The following is a 19920-nucleotide window of genomic DNA, read 5'->3' on the forward strand; positions in this document are numbered from 1 at the left end:
GAAGTATTAAAAGAGTTAATAAAAGGAGAAAGTAAAAAGGAGATTGCAAAGAAGTTATTCATAAGCGAGAGAACTCTTTATAATCATATAGCTAATATCTATGATAAGTTGAGAGCCAAGAATATAGTTGAAGCTTATAATAAAGCAATGGAAATTGGATACATTAATCCAGTTATGTAAAAATCATTTTACAATTAATTAAGAAGATATTAATACATAATTAAGTAATCAGTTGATAATAAAATTTTCAAGTCTATCTTAAGCAAAATCTTCAATCTATTAATGGAAAAAGAAGGAGATAAGTATTTAAATAATAAATCATATCGAAAAAACTGCTGGAAAATCGTATCTTAATTGATATCCTAAATTAGACTATATAATAATCAGCTATGAGATGGATTTTTAAGCTGTTAGTTTACTATATATCACCGTTAATTGTTATAAATGAGCAAGTTGGTAAGATCTTTTAGAATTTATATAAGGCTCTAATTTTAATAAACGATATTAGTTAATATGGTAATAGCTTATGGAATTATGGAAAGATTTTTATAATATAGTATCAATTTTTCTAGGAATAAATGTTTATCACAGTCATATTAGATATGCTTTTATCTTTTGTAAAAACGTAATTTCCAATAATTGCGTTTTTTTAAATTTAAATTTGACTTTCTCTGACCTTCATAGTATATTAATATTAGCAGTTGAGATGCATGACTGCTAAACAATATGGAAAAATAATTTGATGGAGGACAATATGGCAAATTTAAAGAAATATGACTATGGTTTTTTAGACAATAATTTTAATGACTTCTATAATATGATTGATTCATTCTTTAATGGAAATGATAGAAGATCATCTTTGGTAAATAATACTACTTTTAAGGTAGATATAAAAGAGGATGATGAATCATATAAAGTTATAGCTGAAATGCCAGGATTTACAAAAGATGATATAAACATTGAACTTGATGATGATAGGTTAACACTTAGTGCAGAGAAAACAGAAGAAAAAGATGATTCTAATAATGAGGAAAAATATATCCATAGGGAAAGAAGATCATCTAAGATGACAAGAACAATGCATTTTGAAAATATAGATTCTGAAAATATTGAAGCAAATCTTAGTGATGGACTTCTAGAAATTAAACTTCCTAAATTAAATAAAGACAAATCTAAAAAAACTATTGAAATAAAATAATTTATTTAATATTTTAATAATTTTAAACATACTCATAAAAGTGCAGGCTAATACCTGCATTTTTTTATGCCATTTTTTAGAATACATTTATGGTATAATTTAAAGTAAGAAATAAAAAAAGGGAAGAGGACTTGATGAAAGATAAGAAAAAACTTGAACATTTGGCCATAATTCTTGATGGAAATGGAAGGTGGGCTGAAAAACGATCACTTTCAAGATCTTTAGGACATAAAGAAGGCTCAGAAAATGTTGTAGATATAGCACTTTATGCAAAAAAAAGGGGTATAAAATACCTCACCTTATATGCCTTTTCTACAGAAAATTGGAAAAGACCTAAAATTGAAGTTAATTATTTAATGAAATTATTAGCAAAATTTATAAAAGATAAAACAAATTTGCTAATGGAAAATGATGTAAAATTAAATATTATTGGAGATATATCTAAATTGCCAGATAAAACTATAAAGTCCTGTCTTGATGTGTGTAAACTCACAGAAAATAACAAAAGTCTTGTTTTAAATATGGCAATAAACTATGGTGGAAGAAGTGAACTAGTTAAGGCTTTTAAAGATATGGCTAAGGATGGTTTAGATTTTAATAATATAGATGAAAATACTATTTCATCTTATCTTTATACTAAAAACATGCCAGATCCTGATCTTTTAATAAGAACAGGTGGAGACTTAAGAATTTCAAATTTCTTAATATATCAGCTTGCCTATACAGAATTTTATTTTACAAAAACTCTATGGCCTGATTTTAAATACAAAGACTTAGATGAGGCTATTGATTCTTATTTAGGACGTGATAGGAGATTTGGAGGATTGAATGAACCTAGCTAAAAGACTTTTTGGAGGGGGGTTAATTTTAATTTGCTTAATTCTTATAACATATTTTGGAAGACCATACTTTGCTGTAGGTTTTACTATTTTTTCATCTATAGCAGTATATGAGCTTATACAAGCATTAAGAAATATAGACTATAATGTTCCAAAAAGATTTGCTCTAATAATTAATGCATTTTTTATGGTAAACGCCTATTTTGGAGATCCTAATATATTTATAGTAGGTATTATTGCCATTCTTATATCTATATTTGTATTTATGATATTTAACAAAAAGTTTAAGATGCAAGATTTTTTTGCCCTTCTTTTTGTAGTTACCTATATATCTATATTTATGTCAAATGCAATTCGTATAAGGGATGTTAGATATCTATATATGCTATATGTTATAGCTTGGGGTTCTGATACTTTTGCCTTTATTTTTGGAGTAAGTATTGGAAAAACTAAAATTAAGGCAATTGAGAAAATATCTCCTAATAAGACTTTAGAAGGTTTTATTGGTGGAGTATTTGGAGCTATTTTATTGAATTTAATTTATATAAAAATAATAGGCTTCGAACAAAGTCTTTTATTGGTCGTTTTATTTACCATAGTTTCAGCAATCCTTTCTGAGACAGGTGACTTGGTAGCTTCATTTATAAAAAGAAAATGTGGGATAAAGGATTATGGTAACTTAATTCCTGGACATGGGGGCATACTCGATAGATTTGACTCTATTTTATTTATAAGCCCTTGTATGTTCTTATTTACCCTTATATAGGAGAGAAGATGAAATCAATAATTATATCTATAATAATGTTCTTATTTTTGATATTAATTCATGAATTTGGACATTTTATTGTTGCTAAGAAAAGTGGGATAAAGGTAAATGAATTTGCCATAGGTATGGGACCTAAAATTTTTTCTAAACAAAAGGGAGAAACCTTATATTCTATAAATTTATTACCTATAGGTGGTTATTGTGCTATGGAAGGTGAAGATGATACTAGTGATGATGAGAGGTCGTTTGATAAGGCACCAGCTTATAAAAGATTTTTAACTATTCTTGCAGGTCCTCTTATTAATCTGATATTTGCAGCTTTTATTTTTACTTTTGTAGTTTTTAATACTGGTATAGCTTCAAATTCAATTGGTGGATTTACAGAAAATTCACCGGCAAAAGAAAGTCTTGAAATCAATGATGAGATTATAGGGATAGCAGGGATAAAAGTAAATGAATTTTCAGATATATCAGAAATATTAACTACTTATTATAAGACAAATTCTAAGGATAAGGAAGTGTCAGTTAGGGTTAAAAGAGACGGTGATATTATAGAAAAGAAAATCAATCCAAAATTTGAAAATGATATGCCTTTATTAGGTATCACACCAAAACCGAGAGATGTATCTTTAATAGAAGCTATTGGTCTTGGCATAAAACAAGTTTTTCAAATGATAGGGATGCTTTTTTCAATACTTAAAAATCTTTTTACAGGTAAACTTTCTTTTAATGCCCTTTCAGGTCCAGTTGGAGTTGTTAAGGAAATGGGAAGGCAAGTTAATTTAGGTTTAATGAATATATTATTTTTTCTTGCCTATATATCAGTAAATTTAGGATTTTTTAATCTTTTACCTATTCCAGCTCTTGATGGCTCAAAGTTATTTACATCTCTATATGAAATGATAACAAAGAAAAAAATCAATAAAAAACTTGAAGAAAGAGTAACAATAGTTGGATTTGTCCTTCTTTTATCTTTAATTTTAATAGTAACAATAAAAGACATTATAAACTTATTTTAAAGGAGTAAAAATTGAAAAAAACAAGAAAAGTGTATGTAGGAGATGTTGCCATAGGCGGAGGATCTCCTATTTCTATTCAATCAATGACAACAAAAAAAACTAAGAATATAGATGAGATTGTAGAACAAATCAATGCGTTTGAAAAAGCAGGATGTGATATATCAAGATCTGCTGTAAATTCTATAGAAGATGCTAAGGCGATAGGTGAGATTAAAAAAAGAACTAACCTACCTTTCGTAGCAGATATTCAATTTGATTATAAACTTGCTATAGCTGCAGTTGAAAATGGATGTGATTGTCTTAGGATTAATCCTGGGAATATAGGTGGCTCTGACAAAGTTAAAATCCTTGTAGAAAAGTGTAAGGATAAAGATATACCAATAAGAATAGGTGTAAATTCAGGGTCTGTTCATAAGGATATGATTGAAAAATACCATGGTGTAAATGTTGACTCATTAGTATATTCTGCACTTGAAGAAATTAAAACATTAGAAGATTTAGACTTTTACGATATTGTTATTTCAATAAAATCATCCGATGTAAATACAATGATTGATGTTAATAGAAAAATATCAAAACTTTGTGACTATCCGCTTCATCTTGGAGTTACAGAAGCAGGACCACTTTACCAAGCCCTAGTTAAATCATCTGTAGGAATAGGTTCTTTATTAAAAGATGGAATAGGAGATACTATAAGAGTGTCTATAACAGGTGATCCTTTAGAAGAATTAAAGGCCGCCAAAACTATACTTAAATCTTTAGGTTTAAGGCGTGATGGAGTAGATCTTGTATCCTGTCCTACATGTTCAAGAACCACAGTAGATTTAGACACTATAGTAAAAGAAGCTGAACAAAGATTAGAAAGTCTTAAACTTAATCTTAAGGTGGCTATAATGGGATGTCCTGTAAATGGGCCTGGAGAGTCAAAAGAAGCTGATTATGGTATAGCTTGTGCAAATGGATATGGTTTTTTATTTAAAAAGGGAATAACACTTAAAAAAGTGAAGCAAGAAGAAATAGTAGATACACTTATAGAAGAAATATTGAAAGATAATAAAGATGAAAATTAGCCTAAATTCTTTAATACAAAGTAAGACTGACCATTATATAGAAAAAGCTACTTATTCTAAAAAATTAAATAAGCTTAAGCTTACTATTGTTGGTGCAAGTGATGAAAATATAAAAGAAAAACTTGAAAATTATTTTTCTTATACTAATCTTTCTTTAAACTTTGTAGAAACTAAAGCTAAAAAAGACATAAGTGAATCTATAGATGAATTTTATGAAAACCAACCCCTACCAGCTTATATTGATAATGGTTTATATGATGATATCTATGATATGGAAAGATTTGATGAAAAAAACCAGGATAATAAAAATAAAGATTCAAAAGAACTTTCAATAAAAGTTGAACCTAAAAAGGACGAAAGCTCTGAAACGAGTTTAAGAGATAGAAAAAAAATAGAACTCGAGTATATGATTCAAAATGCAAGGGCTCAAAGGACAGAAAAAAAGGAAGAGAAAAATTCATTCGATAAACTAAAATATGGCAGAAATATAAAATCTGAATTATTTAAGATAGAAGACATATATGATAAAAAAGGAATTAATCTTTCTTTAAAGGGAGAAGTGTATGACATAGACATTTTTGAATCAAAAAGAGGCAATTTTATCTATTCATTTGACCTTGAAGATGAAAGTGATGCAATAGCTTGTAAAATGTTTGTAAATCCAAAAAATAAGGCAAAACTTGATAAGCTAAAGGATAGTGTTTACGTTCAAGTTGAAGGCGTACTAAACTATGACAACTACGCTCATGAAGATGTTTTTACTGTAAATTCTATGATTGAAGATACTAAAAAACTAAGACTTGATACTTATCCTAAAAAAAGAGTAGAGCTAGAAATTCATACAAAAATGACAAACTTAGATGGTTTTGTAGATATGGATCAGCTAGCTTCAAGACTTAAATCTTGGGGGCATGAGGCTTGTGGTATAACTGATACTGAAACCCTCCAAGCTTTGCCAGATATGTATGGTAAACTTAAGAAAAATAATATTAAAATGCTTGCAGGAAGCGAGCTATTACTCGTAGATAGAGATTTAAGAATTCTTACAAACAATCACAAAAAGGATATTTCCAATATTTTTGATATAAAAGATGCTGATTTTGTAGTGTTTGACCTTGAAACTACAGGACTATTTAGGTATTCTGATAAGATTACAGAAATAGGTGCTGTGAGAATTTCTAATGGAGAGATTGTAGAAGTTTTCAATGAGCTAGTTAATCCGGAAAGAATTATTCCTGATAAGGTAGTAGAGCTTACAGGTATAAAAAATGAAATGGTAATGGACAAGCCAAAAATTGATGAGGTTCTACCGAAATTTTTGGAATTTTCTAAAGATGCAATTCTTGTTGGGCAAAATGCTGATTTTGATATAGGTTTTATAAGAGAATCTTGTGAAAATTTAGGCTATGAATTTAAGCCTGTATATATGGATACTCTTCCTATGGCAAGGGCAGTATTTCCTGATATGGGAAGATTCTCCCTTGATAAGCTTGCTAAAAAGCTAGGACTTAGTGCCTTCAACCATCATAGGGCAAGTGATGATGCTTTAGCAACAGCCAAAGTCTTCATTAAACTTTTTAAAAAAATGAAAGACCTTGATCCAGAAATTAAAATTTTGAATATAAATAAATTTAAAACAGACTGGTTAATTGCAAGACATGAGGATTTTTCTTCTATAATTTTTGCAAAAAATTATACTGGACTTAAAAATTTATATAAGATAATTTCTGAATCTAGGATGAAGTACTTTTATAGGGAGGCAAAGACACCCTTTGATATTGTAAAAGAAAATAGAGAGGGTCTAATTCTTGGTTCTGGAGGAAAGGATGGTCTCTTATTTAAGGCTATAAGAGATAATTATGATGAAGAAATAATTGATGAAATTTGTGAGTTTTTCGACTTCTTCCAAATTGAAGCTATGGGAGTTTTTGCTGATGATTTAGAAAAAGGAGAAATAAGAAATAAAGAGCAGATTATAGATATTAATAAAAAGATAATTATGCTTGGTGAAAAACATAATAAGCTTGTAGTTGCAACAGGTTCTGTAAGGTATATGGATAAGAAAGATTATGTACTTAGAAATATTCTTCATAAGGGTCAATTTTTTCATTATGAGGAGAAAAATCCACTTTACTATCTTAAAACAACTGATGAAATGTTGGATGAGTTCTCATATCTTGATGATAAAATAAGGTCTGAGGTTGTAATTGACAATACTATAAAAATATCAGAATTAATTGATGATATAATGCCAATTCCTCATGAAACTTTTCCTCCAAAAATAGAAGGATCTGATAAAAAGCTGAGAGATACTACTTATCAGAAAGCTTACTCTATATATGGAAATCCACTTCCTGAAATTGTGAAAACAAGGCTTGATAAGGAACTAGATTCGATAATTTCAAATGGATATGCAGTTTTATATATAATTGCAAAAGAGCTTGTGGAAAAGTCTAATAAAGATGGGTATTTAGTAGGATCTAGGGGTTCTGTAGGTTCATCATTTGCAGCTACCATGGCAAATATTACTGAAGTAAATCCATTAGCACCACATTATATTTGTCCAAAATGCAAGCACTCTGAGTTTATAACAGATGGATCTATTGGAGCTGGAATTGACCTTCCAGATAAAAAATGCCCAGAGTGTGGTGCAGATATGTTAAAAGATGGCCATGATATACCGTTTGAAGTTTTCTTAGGTTTTGAAGGGGATAAGGAACCTGATATAGACTTAAACTTCGCTGGAGAATATCAACCAACTATTCACAAATACACTGAAGAACTCTTTGGAGAAGGTAAGGTATTTAGGGCTGGGACTATAGGTACCATAAAAGATAACACAGCCTTTGGTTATATTAAAAAACATATGGAAGATAAGAATATCAGTCTTTCAAATGCACAAATAAGAAAATATCAAAGAGGACTTTTTGATGTAAAAAGAACAACAGGTCAACATCCAGGTGGACTTATGATAGTTCCAAATGACAAGGACATATATGACTTTTCACCTGTTCAATATCCGGCTGATGATGGAAGTGATGATATAAAAACAACTCATTTCACATATAATATGATGCATGGAGTTATATTAAAGCTTGACCTTTTAGGTCATGATGTACCAACAATTATTAGAAGTCTTCAAGACTTAACAAATACAGATCCACTAAAAATTAAGATGGATGATGAAAATGTAATGAACATCTTCTCGTCAACAAAACCTTTAAATATAGTCCATGATTTTTCAAACAATGAAATTGGAACATTGGGTATACCTGAATTTGGCACAGGTTTTGTAAGAAGCATGCTTAAAGATACTTTTCCAACCAAATTCTCAGAAATGACAAGAATATCAGGTTTATCCCATGGTACAGATGTATGGCTAAATAATGCTCAAGATTTGGTTAAGTCAAATAAAGCTGATTTTAGTCAAATCATTTCAACCCGTGATGACATCATGAATTCACTAATTAATTTAGGACTTGATAAGAAAAAATCATTTCAAATAATGGAAAAAGTTAGAAAAGGGAAACCATTAAGTGATGAAATCTTAGCATATATGAGAGATAATAATGTTCCAGAATGGTATATTGAGTCTTGCCTTAAGATAAAGTATCTATTTCCTAAGGCCCATGCAGTAGCATATTGTTTGATGAGTTATAGGATTGCCTACTATAAGGTATATTATCCAAAGGCCTTTTATGCAACTTATTTTACTACTAAACTTAATGACTTCCAATATTCAGTAATAATAAAAGGACTTAAGTCAATTCAATATGCTCTTAATGAAATAAATGAGCTTGAAAAACCAACACAAAGGGAGAAGAATCTAAGGAGCTTATTAGAGGTTGCAGAGGAGATGGCTGCAAGAGATATAAAAATAAAAAAAGCAGACCTATATAAGTCTGAAGCTTGTAAATTTATCTTGGATGAAGATGGAGAAATTCTACCACCACTTTCTGCGATTGATGATGTATCAGAGGCCATGGCCAAAGATATAGTAGAAGAAAGAGATAAATCTAAGTTTATTTCAATAGAGGATTTAAATAAAAGAACCTCTCTAAATAAAAATGCCTTAAATTCACTTAAAAATCTAGATATAGTTGACGGAATCCAAGAAGAAAATCAAATGTCTTTATTTGATTTATAATAAAATGGAGAATACCTAAAAGGTATCTCCATTTTTCCTTTGGATTTTTTTAATAGTCTTTTTAATTAATATAGATGCTTTTGTACTTAGCATAGATGGTGATTTCAAAATAGCAAAGTCATTAAAAAATATATCTTTGGCATTTTTAATAAAGTTAACATTATTTTTTTGCCTAAATGATATTAGAGATGTCCTATAACCACGAGTCCTTAATTCGTTTATTTCTTTCTTTACAAGTTTTAAAGCTTCATCTTTCTCATAAGAAATATTTCTTCTTAGTCCCTTTTTATATATAGGTTTTAAATCAGATGGGTTTAAATCGCTCATAAAAATACTTATTCTATTTGAAACTTTCTTATCCATAGATCTGTAAGCCTTAAAGGCTGTACTATCCCTATTAAATCCTCTTCCATGATAGGAAAATACCTTATTACTATCTAAAGACTCATCAAAATCTTTAAGAATGTTTATTATAGTATAATAATCATAGGAAAGATATGAAATAATTCTTATTTTTATATTTGATAATTCTAGACTTTTAGCGAGTATATAAGCTGATATAGCTATATCATTTTCCATGCCAATCATTGATGCTGAAGAATCAAGAATAAGATCAACTGAAAGAGAGTTTATTCTTTTATAGTCTTTTCTTTCAAAGATATCTCCATTATTTAAAATTGCTCTATAAGAAAGCTTTGGATTAAGCCTACCAATTTTTGATATATAACTATCATCATATCTTATATTATTGTTTATTTTTCTAAAGCTCTTACTTAATTTTCTTATTTCAAAATCATATTGGGATTTTTTAGAATAGTATTTTTCCTTATTTTTGGCTATTGCCTTCTCTAACATATTCCTACTTTCTTTATCTTTAATCTCTTCTTTAACGGACTTAGTAAACCGCAATCTTTCAAGTTTATCTTCATCTTTACAAATATCTTGCTCAAGAATACTTAGTTTTTTATAATCTATAATTGACTTGCCAAATAATTTTTCAATTTCATCTTTCTTTTTTTCTCTTTTTTTAAATTTATAAAATGATAAGGGATTTTTAATATTATAATCCAGATTGACATATGAAGGATTAATTGCCCTTTCAAAAGAATGAGGAGTTTTATAATTGAAATGCTCTCTAAAGAATCCAAGTCTAATCTTTTTTGCCTTAATATCATTATCAAAATCAAAGTATTTTTCATATATACTTTTAAATTGATTTTTTAAAGATTCTTCATCATTAATACTATAAAGATCTTCTAAAAGGTTAAGCTCACTTTTTTTAAGTCCCTTAAATTCTTTATTCAAAATATTGGCCATATGCTTTGATGTAAGTAGATAGACTTTTATATTCCTATATGAAAGAGTTCTTCTATTAAGATCGTTCTTATTAGAAAAAAAATCTCTAGCATAGTCATTTCTTAAGTTTTGAATGTTTATTCTTTTAGTATGGTTAAAAATATAATTTTCAAGACCAAGCCAGCTTAAACTATCATATCTATCTTGATACTTTGATTCTTTCCATGTGTTAAATAACTGCTCTATATTGTCCTTTCCAAATACCTTATAGGATAGACCAATAATCATATTAAAATAAAAACTTGGATTAGAACTTATATCATTGCCTACAAATATAGGATCAATAGAATAGTCTTCTGCCATATCCCATATAAGATTATAAATTCTTTTCCTATTGGCGTTTTTAAAGTCATTCATTAAAAACATCCTTATAGTATGTTCTATCCTTAAATCTTGTCATAATTAGATCCTCTATAAGTTTTTTTTCAAATTCATCAAAACTTTTATTAACTACGGTGAGTTTAAGTGCATTTTTAAGGTTCAAGCCTTCTTTTATTAGGTCAAAACTATCAAATAATGATCTCAAGTCAGGACTTACAGTTAAAAGCTCCCCATTTTCAACTTTAAGCCTTAGGTCAAAGAAAAAGGATGTAAAGTTATCTATATATTCATCTTTCATATTTTTATATTGACTTTTAATTAATAATTTCAAGTCATCTTTTTTTATTATAGGCATTTGAATTATGACAAATCTAGATAAAAGAGCTTCATTTAAATCTCTAGTTCCCTCATAATCGTAGTTCATTGTAGCTATAAATCTTGTGGCAGGATGAAGCTTGAGATTTTCATATCCAGGAATCTCTAGCATTCTCCTGTAGTCAAGAATTTCATGAAGAACGGCGATTGCTTCATTTTTTGCCATATTTATCTCATCTAAAACACCGAATCCTCCATATTTAGCAGCTTTATAAATTGGACCAGGTCTAAATATGATTTTTCCATTTTTTAGAGTATCACCACCAATAAGGTCATATGCATCAATATTTATATGAAAGGAAGAAGTCCATAAGGGTCTATTAAAAAGATAAGCTAAGTTTTCAGCAAGTACATTTTTGCCTGTTGACTTATCTCCAACTAATAGGAGGTTTTTCCCGGCAAGAATTGAACTTATAGCTTCTTTATAAACTTCTTCACATACATAAGGAAATTTTGCTTTCTTAATTAGGTCTTTGACACTAGGATCTATATCGTAACTATCTCTAAATATTTTAATTTTATTTTCTAATTCTTCATTAATCATTTCTACCACCTAAGGATATTATACTTAAATAGATTAACATTTAAATTGAAAATGTTATGCTTAGTAGTATAATAAAAATAGAAAAAGAGTGGACAAATCCACTCTTTTAATATGTAAAGGGGAAGGTTATGGATTTAATAAGTAGATTAAAAGAAAATTTAGAAACAGATATTAATAATCTTGGCTATGAGCTTGTAGATTGTGAGTTTGTTAGTGAAGGTAAAAACAAAATATTAAGATTTTTCATATATAAGGAAGGCGGAGTTACAATTGATGATTGTGAGAAAGTATCTAACTTCTTAAATGAAAAATTAGACGAATTAGACCTTATAAAATCTTTCTATTATCTAGAAGTATCTTCTCCTGATCTTTCAAGACCCCTAAAGACTGATAGAGACCTTGAAAGAAATAAAGATGAGCTTTTAAACGTTAAGCTTAAAAATGGGGATGTTATTCTTTGCCATATCAAAGAAATCAAGGATGATTATTTGTTATTAGACAAAGAAGGAGAAGATTTTAAAATTGCTAAAAGTGATATCAAAACTATCAAAATAGAGATAGTATTCTAGGGGGAAAGATGAATAAAGAATTTATATTAGCCTTAGAGGAAATAAAAAAAACCAAGAATGTTGATAAGAAGATAATTCTTGAGGCATTAGAAAAGGCCTTGGTTAAGTCTTACCAAAAAAACTATGATAACAATGAGAATGTTGATGTAAATATAGATGAAGAAACTGGTGAGATTGAAGTATATTCTCTAAGAGATGTAGTTGAAGAAGTAAGTAACCCTTATGCAGAAATCACTTCGACAAAGGCTAAAGAGATTGACTCAAAGCTTAAAGTTGGAGATGTATGTAGGGTTAAAATTGCACCTAAAAATTTTGGAAGGGTTGCAGCACAAACAGCTAGAAATATTGTTATACAAAAAATTAGAGATGCCCAAAGAGATTCTGTTTACAGTGAATATCTAGATAGGGCCAATGATATTATAACAGGAATAGTTCAAAGACAAGATAAGTATAATGTATATATAAATCTTGATAAAATTGAAGGAATTATCCCTACAAAAGAGCAAGTTGATAGTGAAGTATATACACCTAATCAAAGAATCAAGCTTTTAATTAAGGATGTTAAAAATACAACAAAAGAACCTCAAATAATTCTCTCAAGAAGAGATAAAAACTTGGTTGAAAGATTATTTGAATTGGAAGTTCCGGAAATAACCAATGGTATAATTGAAATTTATGCCATAGATAGGGAAGCTGGTTCTCGTACAAAGATTGCTGTATATTCAAATGATCCTGAAATAGACTCTATTGGAGCATGTATAGGGTATAAGGGAAGTCGTGTAAATTCTATAGTAGAAGAATTACAAGGTGAGAAGATAGATATAATAAATTATGACAAGGATATAAAAGTTTATATAAAAAATGCCCTATCTCCAGCAGAAATTATAGATGTCCATATAAATGAGAAGAAAAAACAATCTTTAGTCATAGTAAGAGAAGATCAACTTTCATTAGCCATAGGTAAAGAAGGTCAAAATGCAAGACTTGCTGCAAGGCTTACAGGTTGGAAGATAGATATAAAAAGTGAAGCAGAATATAAGTCATTAAGCCAAGCAGAAATAGATGACATACTTGGCCTAAATGAAGAAGAGGCAGAAGAAAATGAGTCTGAAATAGTAGAAGATAGTAGTAAAAATCTTGACGATGAAACTGCTACAAAAGATATATTAGAAAATGATTCAAACTTAAAAGAATTAGAAGAGATTTCTAAAGATAATAAATTAGAAGATTTTGAAGTGTCTGATAAGGATGATCCAGATGATGATTTACTTAATATAGAAAAAGAAGATTTAGAATCCTTATCAGATGATCTAGATTCACTATTGGATGATTCAAACGATTATTTATAGATTTATTAAACTAATATGGTGAGATAATGAAACAAAGAAAAATACCACAAAGAAAATGCATAGTTTGTGGAGAAAACAAAGATAAAAATGAACTTATAAGAATAGTTAAAAACAAAGAAGAAGGAATAATACTTGATCCTACTGGAAAGAAAAATGGTAGGGGTGCCTATATATGTAAGGATGAAAATTGTATAAATGAGGCAAAAAAGAAGAGAAAATTAGAAAAAGTTTTTAAAACTGAAATTAGTGATAATCTTTATGAGGAGATAATTGCTATGAAATAAAAGAGGTGATTATATGGCTAAGAAGCTTAGAATATATGAATTAGCAAAAAAATACGATGTAACTACTAAGAAAATGTTAAGTTTGTTAAATGATGAATTTGGACTTGATATAAAATCACACATGTCTATGTTATCAGGGGATGACTTAGCAATAGTTGAGGAATATTTTAAGGAAGAAGAAGAAGAGGAAGAGGAAGAAGTTATAGAAAATACAAAAGAAGAAAAAAAGAAAAAAGATAAGTCTCAAAACAAAGACAAGACATTTAATAAAAACAAGAAGAGAAAGAAAAATAAAAAGCAAAATAAAAGGTCAAAAAAGTCAACAAAAAGACAGGCAAAAGAAGACAATAATAATGATGATGGAATAATTCAAATACCAGAGTCAATATCAGTAAAGGCTTTTGCTGATAAAATAAATGAAAATGCTAACCAAGTAATAATGAAACTTATGGGACTTGGTGTAATGGCAGGTCTTAATGACCAAATAGAATTTGACCAAGCAGAACTTATTGCACTTGAATTTAACAAAGAAATCTCAAAAGAAGAAAAATTAGATGAAATTGAGATGCAAGAAAAAGATCTTGACTTTGAAGATAATGAAGAAGACTTAGTAACTCGTCCTCCAGTAGTTTCAGTAATGGGTCACGTAGACCATGGTAAAACATCAATCCTTGATGCTATAAGAAATACACAATTTGCATCAGGAGAAGCAGGTGGAATAACCCAACATATAGGTGCATCAACTGTAAATATCAATGATAAGGAAATTGTATTTTTAGATACACCAGGCCACGAAGCCTTTACTCAAATGAGAATGAGAGGGGCTCAATCAACAGATATAGCAATCCTTGTTGTAGCTGGTGATGATGGGGTAATGCCACAAACAATAGAGGCTATAAACCATGCTAAAGCTGCTGAAATTCCAATAATAGTTGCAATTAATAAAATGGATAAGGAAGAATCAGATTCTAATAGAGTAAAACAAGAGCTTACAGAATATGGTCTTATTTCAGAAGATTGGGGTGGAGATACTATTATGGTAGAAGTATCTGCAAAAACAGGTGATGGAATAAAAGACTTACTTGAGATGGTACTTCTTGTTGCTGAAATGAGAGAGCTTAAGGCAAATCCAAATAGGGATGCTGTAGGTATAATAATAGAAGCCCAACTTGATAAGGCAAGAGGAGCTATAGCAACAGTCCTTGTACAAAAAGGAACACTCCATGATAAAGACTACGTAGTAACAGGATCTTCATCAGGAAGAATAAGAGCTATGTTTAACTCAAAAGGAGAGACTATATCTGAAGCAGGTCCATCAACACCAGTTCAAATCTTAGGTTTATCTGATGTTGCTGAAGCAGGAGATAAGATATTTGCTGTAGAAGATGAAAAAACAGCAAGAGCCTATGCTGATCGTGCTAAAGAGCAAAAAAGAGAAGAAAGACTTATCCAAAAATCAAACACTAATCTTGAAGATATGTATGAAGGTATTGAAGAAGGTGAGCTAAAAGAACTTAATATCATAGTTAAAACAGATGTTAAGGGTACTGTAGATGCAGTAAGTTCTTCATTCGCTAAGCTATCAAATGAAGAAGTATTTGTAAATGTAATTGCAGGAGCAGTAGGTGGTATTACAGAGTCAGATGTCCTACTAGCTCAAGCTTCAAACGCTATAATCATAGGATTTAATGTACGTCCAACCCAAGGTGCTTTACAAATGGCTGAAGAAAATAATATTGAAATAAGAACATATTCAATAATCTATGAAGCTATAGAAGATGTAGAAAAGGCCCTTAAGGGTATGCTTGATCCTGAATTTGAAGAAAAAGTTCTGGGACGTGCCAAAGTTCAACAAACATTTAAAGTTCCAAATGCAGGAACCATAGCAGGTGTTCTAGTAACAAATGGTTCTATACCAAGAAGAGCAAAGATAAGATTATTAAGAGATAATGTAGTAATCTTTGACGGAAATATAGAATCTATGAAAAGATTCAAAGATGATGCAAAAGAGCTCAATAATGGCTATGAGGGTGGTATAGGTCTTGAAAAGTTCAATGACGTTAAAGAAGGCGATGAATTAGAAGCCTATGAAATGATAGAAAAAGAAAGAGATTTATAATGGATAAGAGAAGAAGTTTGAAAATATCTTCACAAATGCAAAAGGAATTATCAAAAATACTTGCAGAAGATATAAATGACCCTAGGCTATCAGAAAATGTCATAGTATCCATTACTGAAGTTGAAGTTACAAATGACCTTTCATTTGCTGATATTTATGTATCAGTATTAGGAGATGAGAGTAAAAAAGAATCAGTAATAGAGGCATTCGAAGATGCAAAAGGATTTATCAAAAGACTTATAGGTGAAAGAATGAGACTTAGGTCTATGCCTGAATTTAGGTTTAAATATGACAATTCTATAGAGCGTGGTGTCTATATGGATAAACTAATTGCAGAAACAATTGCAAAGGATGAGAAAAATGCCGGAAATAGAGAAGATTAGCAAAAGTCAACTTGATAAATTTAAAAAATTAATTGATGAGGCTAAGACTATTGCAATATCTGCCCATATAAATCCAGATGGGGATGCGCTAGGTGCATCCCTTTCTCTTAGGAAATCTTTAGAAAAATATGGGAAATTTGCTGAAGTTATACAAATCAGTGAAGTAGATAATTACCTAAAATTTTTTCCTGATTTAAGTCAATATAAAAAACCAAGCTTAGACGAATATGATTTATTTATAATAGTAGATTGTTCAGAATTTGATAGGATAGATAAGGCAATAGAAATATGCGAAAAATCAAAGAACACTATAGTAATTGACCATCATAAAGGTGGAAAGATAGATACAGACTTAAATATAATTTACTCAGATTCTCCAGCCACATGTGAGTTAGTTTATGAAATAATTAAAAGACTCAAACTTCCTATAGATAATGAAATAGCAACACTTCTCTATATAGGTCTGGTAACAGATACTGGAAGATTTTTATACTCAAATATAAGCGAATTAACTTTTCTTACAGCAGCTGAACTTATAAATGAAGGTGCAGACTATGAGTATGTTTATAAAAATCTCTATCAAAATAAGGAAATTTCTAAATTAAGATTTGAAAATCATATCCTTTCTAAAGTTGAATTCAACAAACCATATGCCCTAGTTGGGGTAAGTAAGAAAATGTGTGAAGACTTTTCGATGCAAATGGGAGATAGTGAATCAGTTGTAAATATGCTTAGAGATTTAAAAGGAATTGAAGTGGCCTGTCTTATAAAAGAGTATGATGATGGTGAATATAAGATTTCTTTAAGAAGCAAAGAATGGCTAGATGTATCCAAAATTGCAAGAGATAATAATGGAGGAGGACACATTAGAGCGGCTGGCTTTTCACTTTATGAAAAAAATATGGAAGATGCCTTAGATACTATGAGAAAAATCTTAAAAGAGGCCATAGATGACTAATGGAATTCTTTTAATAGATAAGGAAAGTGGGATATCATCTGCAAAGTGTGTCTATATGTTAAGAAAAAAATTATCTATAAAAAAAATAGGTCATGCAGGCACACTTGATCCCCTAGCAACAGGACTATTACCTCTTCTAATAGGTAAAGCGACAAGAGTTTCAAACTTTTTGATGGATGAAGTAAAAGTTTATGAGACTCTTGCCTTTTTTGGCGAAAAAACAGATAGCCAAGATAAAACTGGTAAAATAATTGCTAAATCATCTAATTTATTTAGCAAAAAAGACTTAGAAATGACAATTAAAGGTAAATTTATAGGAGATATTGAACAAATACCTCCCATGTATTCTGCCCTAAAATATAATGGTCGCAAATTATATGAGCTTGCACGAGAAGGAAAGAATGTAGAAAGGAAAAAAAGAAATATAAAAATCTATGATTTTGAAATCCTTTCATTTGACTTTCCTTTTGCAAGATTTAAGATTACTTGTTCAAAAGGCACTTATATAAGAACACTTGTAAATGATTTGGGAGAGGAATTAAAAACTTTTGCCAATGTACATGAGTTAAGACGAATAAAAGTGGGAGATTTTCACATAAAAGATTCTATAAAAAGCGAAAATTTAGAAAATATTCCTATGGTTAAGATAAAAGAAAAAATAATTCCAATAGATAAGGCCTTATTAAATATGGACAAAATAATTCTAGATAAATCAAATTTAAAAAAATCTATAAATGGTATGACAATAAAACTAGCCAATAAAAATGATATAGAAAATATCAGGGTATATGTGGAAGATGAATTTATAGGAATAGGAAAGATTTCAAATAATGCATTGAAACTAAAGAGGGTATTTTATGAAGGATAATATTAAAGTATTTGACCTAGACAATAATCAAATTGAACTTAGTCCTAAGGCTGTAAGTTTGGGAAATTTTGATGGAGTTCATAGAGGACACCAAAAACTTATGAAAGAAAATATAAAAATATCCAGAAATTTCGGACTTACTCCGTCTGTCCTATTGTTTAAAGAAAATACCAAGAATATATTAAATGGAGAAAAAGAATATCTGACAAGCCTTGACGACAAAATAGAAATATTAAATGATATGGGAATAGAATGTTTCTGTTTTTTAGAATTTTCAGAAGAATTTAAAAATTTAAGTCCCAGAGAATTTATCAAAGAAATCTTATATGAAAAACTAAATACCAAGTATGTCATAGTTGGGGATAATTATCGCTTTGGGAAAATGGCCAAAGGAGATATAAATACATTAAAATCATATGAAGAGGACTTTGGCTATAAGACAAAGGTGGTAGATTTTGAGCTTGATAATGGAAGAATTATAAACTCAACAGATATAAGAAAAATGGTAAAAGATGGGGAAATAAAAAAAGCAAACTTTGATTTGGGACATCCATTTAAGATAAAGGGAAAAGTTGTAAAGGGAGCACAAAGAGGAAGATTATTGAATTTTCCTACAGCAAATCTTATGCTAAACTTCAACTATATAAAAGCTAAATCTGGAGTATACTTTACAAGAGTAAGAATAGATAAGGAAAGCTACTTTGCCCTAACAGATATAGGAACCAATCCAACCTTTGGTCCAAATGATATAAAAATTGAAACCTATATATTGGATTTTTCCAAAGATATATATGGTAAAAATATGACCGTAGAATTTCTAGAATACTTTAGGCCTGACTATAAATTTAAAAATGCAGAAGAGCTAATCGAACAAATGAAAAAAGATAAAACTAGAGGATACAATTTAATAGATAAATATAGAAAAGAGTAGTTTATAACTGCTCTTTTTTATTTAATTTAGAAATATTTTTAGTTTGATAATATATATAATATATACATAATTAAGTTTGTGAAAGGAGAAAACTTATGAAAAATTCTAAGAAAATAGCTGTGGTATCTTTATCATTTATATTGGCTTTACCTACATTTACTAGTTTAGCAAATAGTTCAAATGTAGCGGTAACTGGATCTAATACTATAAAATTAGATGAAAAAACTGAAAATGAAGAATTAAAATCAGATATAGGTCATATGGAATACAAATCAGAAAAAAATTCAGACCATAAGATTAATAATAAAGAAGAAAAATCTCAAGAAAATAAAAATGCTGACAAATTAGATTCTGAATTAAAAGAAAATCTAAGTATTAAAGAAGAATCAAATTTAAATAATGATGTAAATGCAAAGTCAAACTTAGAAGAAAGAACGAAACTATAACTAATCTTACTAATTCTAATGAGAAAATCAATATAGAAAATGATTCTAACAAAGAAGAAACTAAAAATGCTAAATCATCTCATGAAATTGATGATATTTATCAAAAAGCAATAAAAGACTACACAAAATCTAACTTAATTCCTGTTGTTTTAAATATGCATAAAAATTTTGTAGAAGATAGATCTGAGTATTATATATCAAAAGAATTTGACGATAAGCTAACCAAAAAAGCTAACGAATTGAAAAAATTAATTAAAGAAAATAATATTGATATAAATGATAAAGAATCATTAGTTATGGCTAGTGATGATATAATAAAGGTTGCTAGAGAACTAAATTATATGTTTAGAACTGGAAAAGAAGACTTTCCTTCAAAAA

The 19920-nt window shown here is 29.2% G+C and carries 18 protein-coding genes and 1 pseudogene; 17 read left to right on the forward strand and 2 right to left on the reverse strand.

The window, feature by feature from the left end:
- From SOR60_RS02800 to SOR60_RS02830, 7 genes and pseudogenes are all read left to right on the forward strand, one after another.
- Positions 1-180, forward strand: a 180-nt coding sequence (locus SOR60_RS02800; RefSeq protein ID WP_320595142.1) for a response regulator transcription factor, incomplete at its 5' end; no start/stop codon positions are given.
- Between the two features lie 574 nt (positions 181-754).
- Positions 755-1198: an Hsp20/alpha crystallin family protein gene (locus SOR60_RS02805; protein WP_176269449.1), complete on the forward strand. Its 444-nt coding sequence runs from the start codon at positions 755-757 to the stop codon at positions 1196-1198.
- 104 nt (positions 1199-1302) lie between these two features.
- Positions 1303-2040: pseudogene (locus SOR60_RS02810) on the forward strand (isoprenyl transferase); the annotation flags it as partial.
- The gene (locus SOR60_RS02815) at positions 2027-2803 is read left to right on the forward strand and encodes a phosphatidate cytidylyltransferase (RefSeq protein ID WP_154539205.1); all 777 of its coding nucleotides are present in this window, start codon (positions 2027-2029) and stop codon (positions 2801-2803) included. The pseudogene SOR60_RS02810 and the gene SOR60_RS02815, both read left to right, overlap by 14 nt.
- 8 nt (positions 2804-2811) lie before the next feature.
- A complete protein-coding gene (locus tag SOR60_RS02820) occupies positions 2812-3822 on the forward strand; it encodes a M50 family metallopeptidase (RefSeq protein ID WP_176269452.1) in 1011 nt (336 codons plus the stop codon).
- An 11-nt stretch (positions 3823-3833) separates the two neighbouring features.
- Complete coding sequence (gene ispG, locus SOR60_RS02825; RefSeq protein WP_154539201.1) at positions 3834-4892, forward strand: flavodoxin-dependent (E)-4-hydroxy-3-methylbut-2-enyl-diphosphate synthase; 1059 nt, start codon at positions 3834-3836, stop codon at positions 4890-4892.
- Complete coding sequence (locus SOR60_RS02830) at positions 4882-9039, forward strand: PolC-type DNA polymerase III (RefSeq protein WP_320595143.1); 4158 nt, start codon at positions 4882-4884, stop codon at positions 9037-9039. Before ispG ends, SOR60_RS02830 begins: the two co-directional genes overlap by 11 nt.
- 15 nt (positions 9040-9054) lie before the next feature.
- Here SOR60_RS02830 and SOR60_RS02835 read toward each other — a convergent pair whose 3' ends face one another.
- Positions 9055-10752 (reverse strand): hypothetical protein, encoded by a 1698-nt coding sequence (locus tag SOR60_RS02835; protein ID WP_320595144.1) that lies wholly within the window; start codon positions 10750-10752, stop codon positions 9055-9057.
- A complete protein-coding gene (locus SOR60_RS02840) occupies positions 10745-11635 on the reverse strand; it encodes an ATP-binding protein (protein WP_320595145.1) in 891 nt (296 codons plus the stop codon). Before SOR60_RS02840 ends, SOR60_RS02835 begins: the two co-directional genes overlap by 8 nt.
- 128 nt (positions 11636-11763) lie before the next feature.
- Here SOR60_RS02840 and SOR60_RS02845 point away from each other — a divergent pair, with 128 nt between their 5' ends.
- The 10 genes from SOR60_RS02845 to SOR60_RS02890 form a co-directional block, all read left to right on the forward strand.
- On the forward strand, positions 11764-12204 hold the full coding sequence (locus tag SOR60_RS02845) for a ribosome maturation factor RimP (protein ID WP_320595146.1): 441 nt from the start codon (positions 11764-11766) through the stop codon (positions 12202-12204).
- 8 nt (positions 12205-12212) lie between these two features.
- Positions 12213-13553, forward strand: a complete 1341-nt coding sequence (gene nusA / locus SOR60_RS02850; protein ID WP_320595147.1) for a transcription termination factor NusA — start codon at positions 12213-12215, stop codon at positions 13551-13553.
- Between the two features lie 26 nt (positions 13554-13579).
- The gene (rnpM, locus tag SOR60_RS02855; RefSeq protein ID WP_154539187.1) at positions 13580-13837 is read left to right on the forward strand and encodes an RNase P modulator RnpM; all 258 of its coding nucleotides are present in this window, start codon (positions 13580-13582) and stop codon (positions 13835-13837) included.
- 13 nt (positions 13838-13850) lie between these two features.
- On the forward strand, positions 13851-15956 hold the full coding sequence (gene infB / locus SOR60_RS02860) for a translation initiation factor IF-2 (RefSeq protein ID WP_320595148.1): 2106 nt from the start codon (positions 13851-13853) through the stop codon (positions 15954-15956).
- Positions 15956-16339 carry a 30S ribosome-binding factor RbfA gene (gene rbfA, locus SOR60_RS02865; RefSeq protein ID WP_176269461.1) on the forward strand — a complete coding sequence of 128 codons (384 nt, stop codon included), beginning with the start codon at positions 15956-15958 and terminating at the stop codon, positions 16337-16339. The genes infB and rbfA overlap by 1 nt, the downstream gene beginning before the upstream one ends.
- A complete protein-coding gene (locus tag SOR60_RS02870) occupies positions 16317-17297 on the forward strand; it encodes a DHH family phosphoesterase (RefSeq protein WP_320595149.1) in 981 nt (326 codons plus the stop codon). Before rbfA ends, SOR60_RS02870 begins: the two co-directional genes overlap by 23 nt.
- The gene (gene truB / locus SOR60_RS02875) at positions 17290-18165 is read left to right on the forward strand and encodes a tRNA pseudouridine(55) synthase TruB (protein WP_154539179.1); all 876 of its coding nucleotides are present in this window, start codon (positions 17290-17292) and stop codon (positions 18163-18165) included. Before SOR60_RS02870 ends, truB begins: the two co-directional genes overlap by 8 nt.
- Positions 18155-19096, forward strand: coding sequence for a bifunctional riboflavin kinase/FAD synthetase (locus SOR60_RS02880; RefSeq protein WP_154539177.1), 942 nt, complete (start codon positions 18155-18157; stop codon positions 19094-19096). Before truB ends, SOR60_RS02880 begins: the two co-directional genes overlap by 11 nt.
- 95 nt (positions 19097-19191) lie before the next feature.
- Positions 19192-19542, forward strand: coding sequence for a hypothetical protein (locus SOR60_RS02885; RefSeq protein ID WP_320595150.1), 351 nt, complete (start codon positions 19192-19194; stop codon positions 19540-19542).
- Between the two features lie 155 nt (positions 19543-19697).
- On the forward strand, positions 19698-19920 hold a 223-nt coding region (locus SOR60_RS02890), incomplete at its 3' end, for a hypothetical protein (protein ID WP_320595151.1).

This window comes from Anaerococcus porci (assembly GCF_034090325.1).
GTDB lineage: Bacteria > Bacillota > Clostridia > Tissierellales > Peptoniphilaceae > Anaerococcus > Anaerococcus porci.

Coding starts and splice junctions, on each gene's coding strand:
- SOR60_RS02805 (WP_176269449.1), top strand. CDS start 755: ATGGCAAATTTAAAGAAATATGACTATGGTTTTTTAGACAATAATTTT.
- SOR60_RS02815 (WP_154539205.1), top strand. CDS start 2,027: ATGAACCTAGCTAAAAGACTTTTTGGAGGGGGGTTAATTTTAATTTGC.
- SOR60_RS02820 (WP_176269452.1), top strand. CDS start 2,812: ATGAAATCAATAATTATATCTATAATAATGTTCTTATTTTTGATATTA.
- SOR60_RS02830 (WP_320595143.1), top strand. CDS start 4,882: ATGAAAATTAGCCTAAATTCTTTAATACAAAGTAAGACTGACCATTAT.
- SOR60_RS02835 (WP_320595144.1), bottom strand. CDS start 10,752: ATGAATGACTTTAAAAACGCCAATAGGAAAAGAATTTATAATCTTATA.
- SOR60_RS02840 (WP_320595145.1), bottom strand. CDS start 11,635: ATGATTAATGAAGAATTAGAAAATAAAATTAAAATATTTAGAGATAGT.
- SOR60_RS02845 (WP_320595146.1), top strand. CDS start 11,764: ATGGATTTAATAAGTAGATTAAAAGAAAATTTAGAAACAGATATTAAT.
- nusA (WP_320595147.1), top strand. CDS start 12,213: ATGAATAAAGAATTTATATTAGCCTTAGAGGAAATAAAAAAAACCAAG.
- rnpM (WP_154539187.1), top strand. CDS start 13,580: ATGAAACAAAGAAAAATACCACAAAGAAAATGCATAGTTTGTGGAGAA.
- infB (WP_320595148.1), top strand. CDS start 13,851: ATGGCTAAGAAGCTTAGAATATATGAATTAGCAAAAAAATACGATGTA.
- rbfA (WP_176269461.1), top strand. CDS start 15,956: ATGGATAAGAGAAGAAGTTTGAAAATATCTTCACAAATGCAAAAGGAA.
- SOR60_RS02870 (WP_320595149.1), top strand. CDS start 16,317: ATGCCGGAAATAGAGAAGATTAGCAAAAGTCAACTTGATAAATTTAAA.
- truB (WP_154539179.1), top strand. CDS start 17,290: ATGACTAATGGAATTCTTTTAATAGATAAGGAAAGTGGGATATCATCT.
- SOR60_RS02880 (WP_154539177.1), top strand. CDS start 18,155: ATGAAGGATAATATTAAAGTATTTGACCTAGACAATAATCAAATTGAA.
- SOR60_RS02885 (WP_320595150.1), top strand. CDS start 19,192: ATGAAAAATTCTAAGAAAATAGCTGTGGTATCTTTATCATTTATATTG.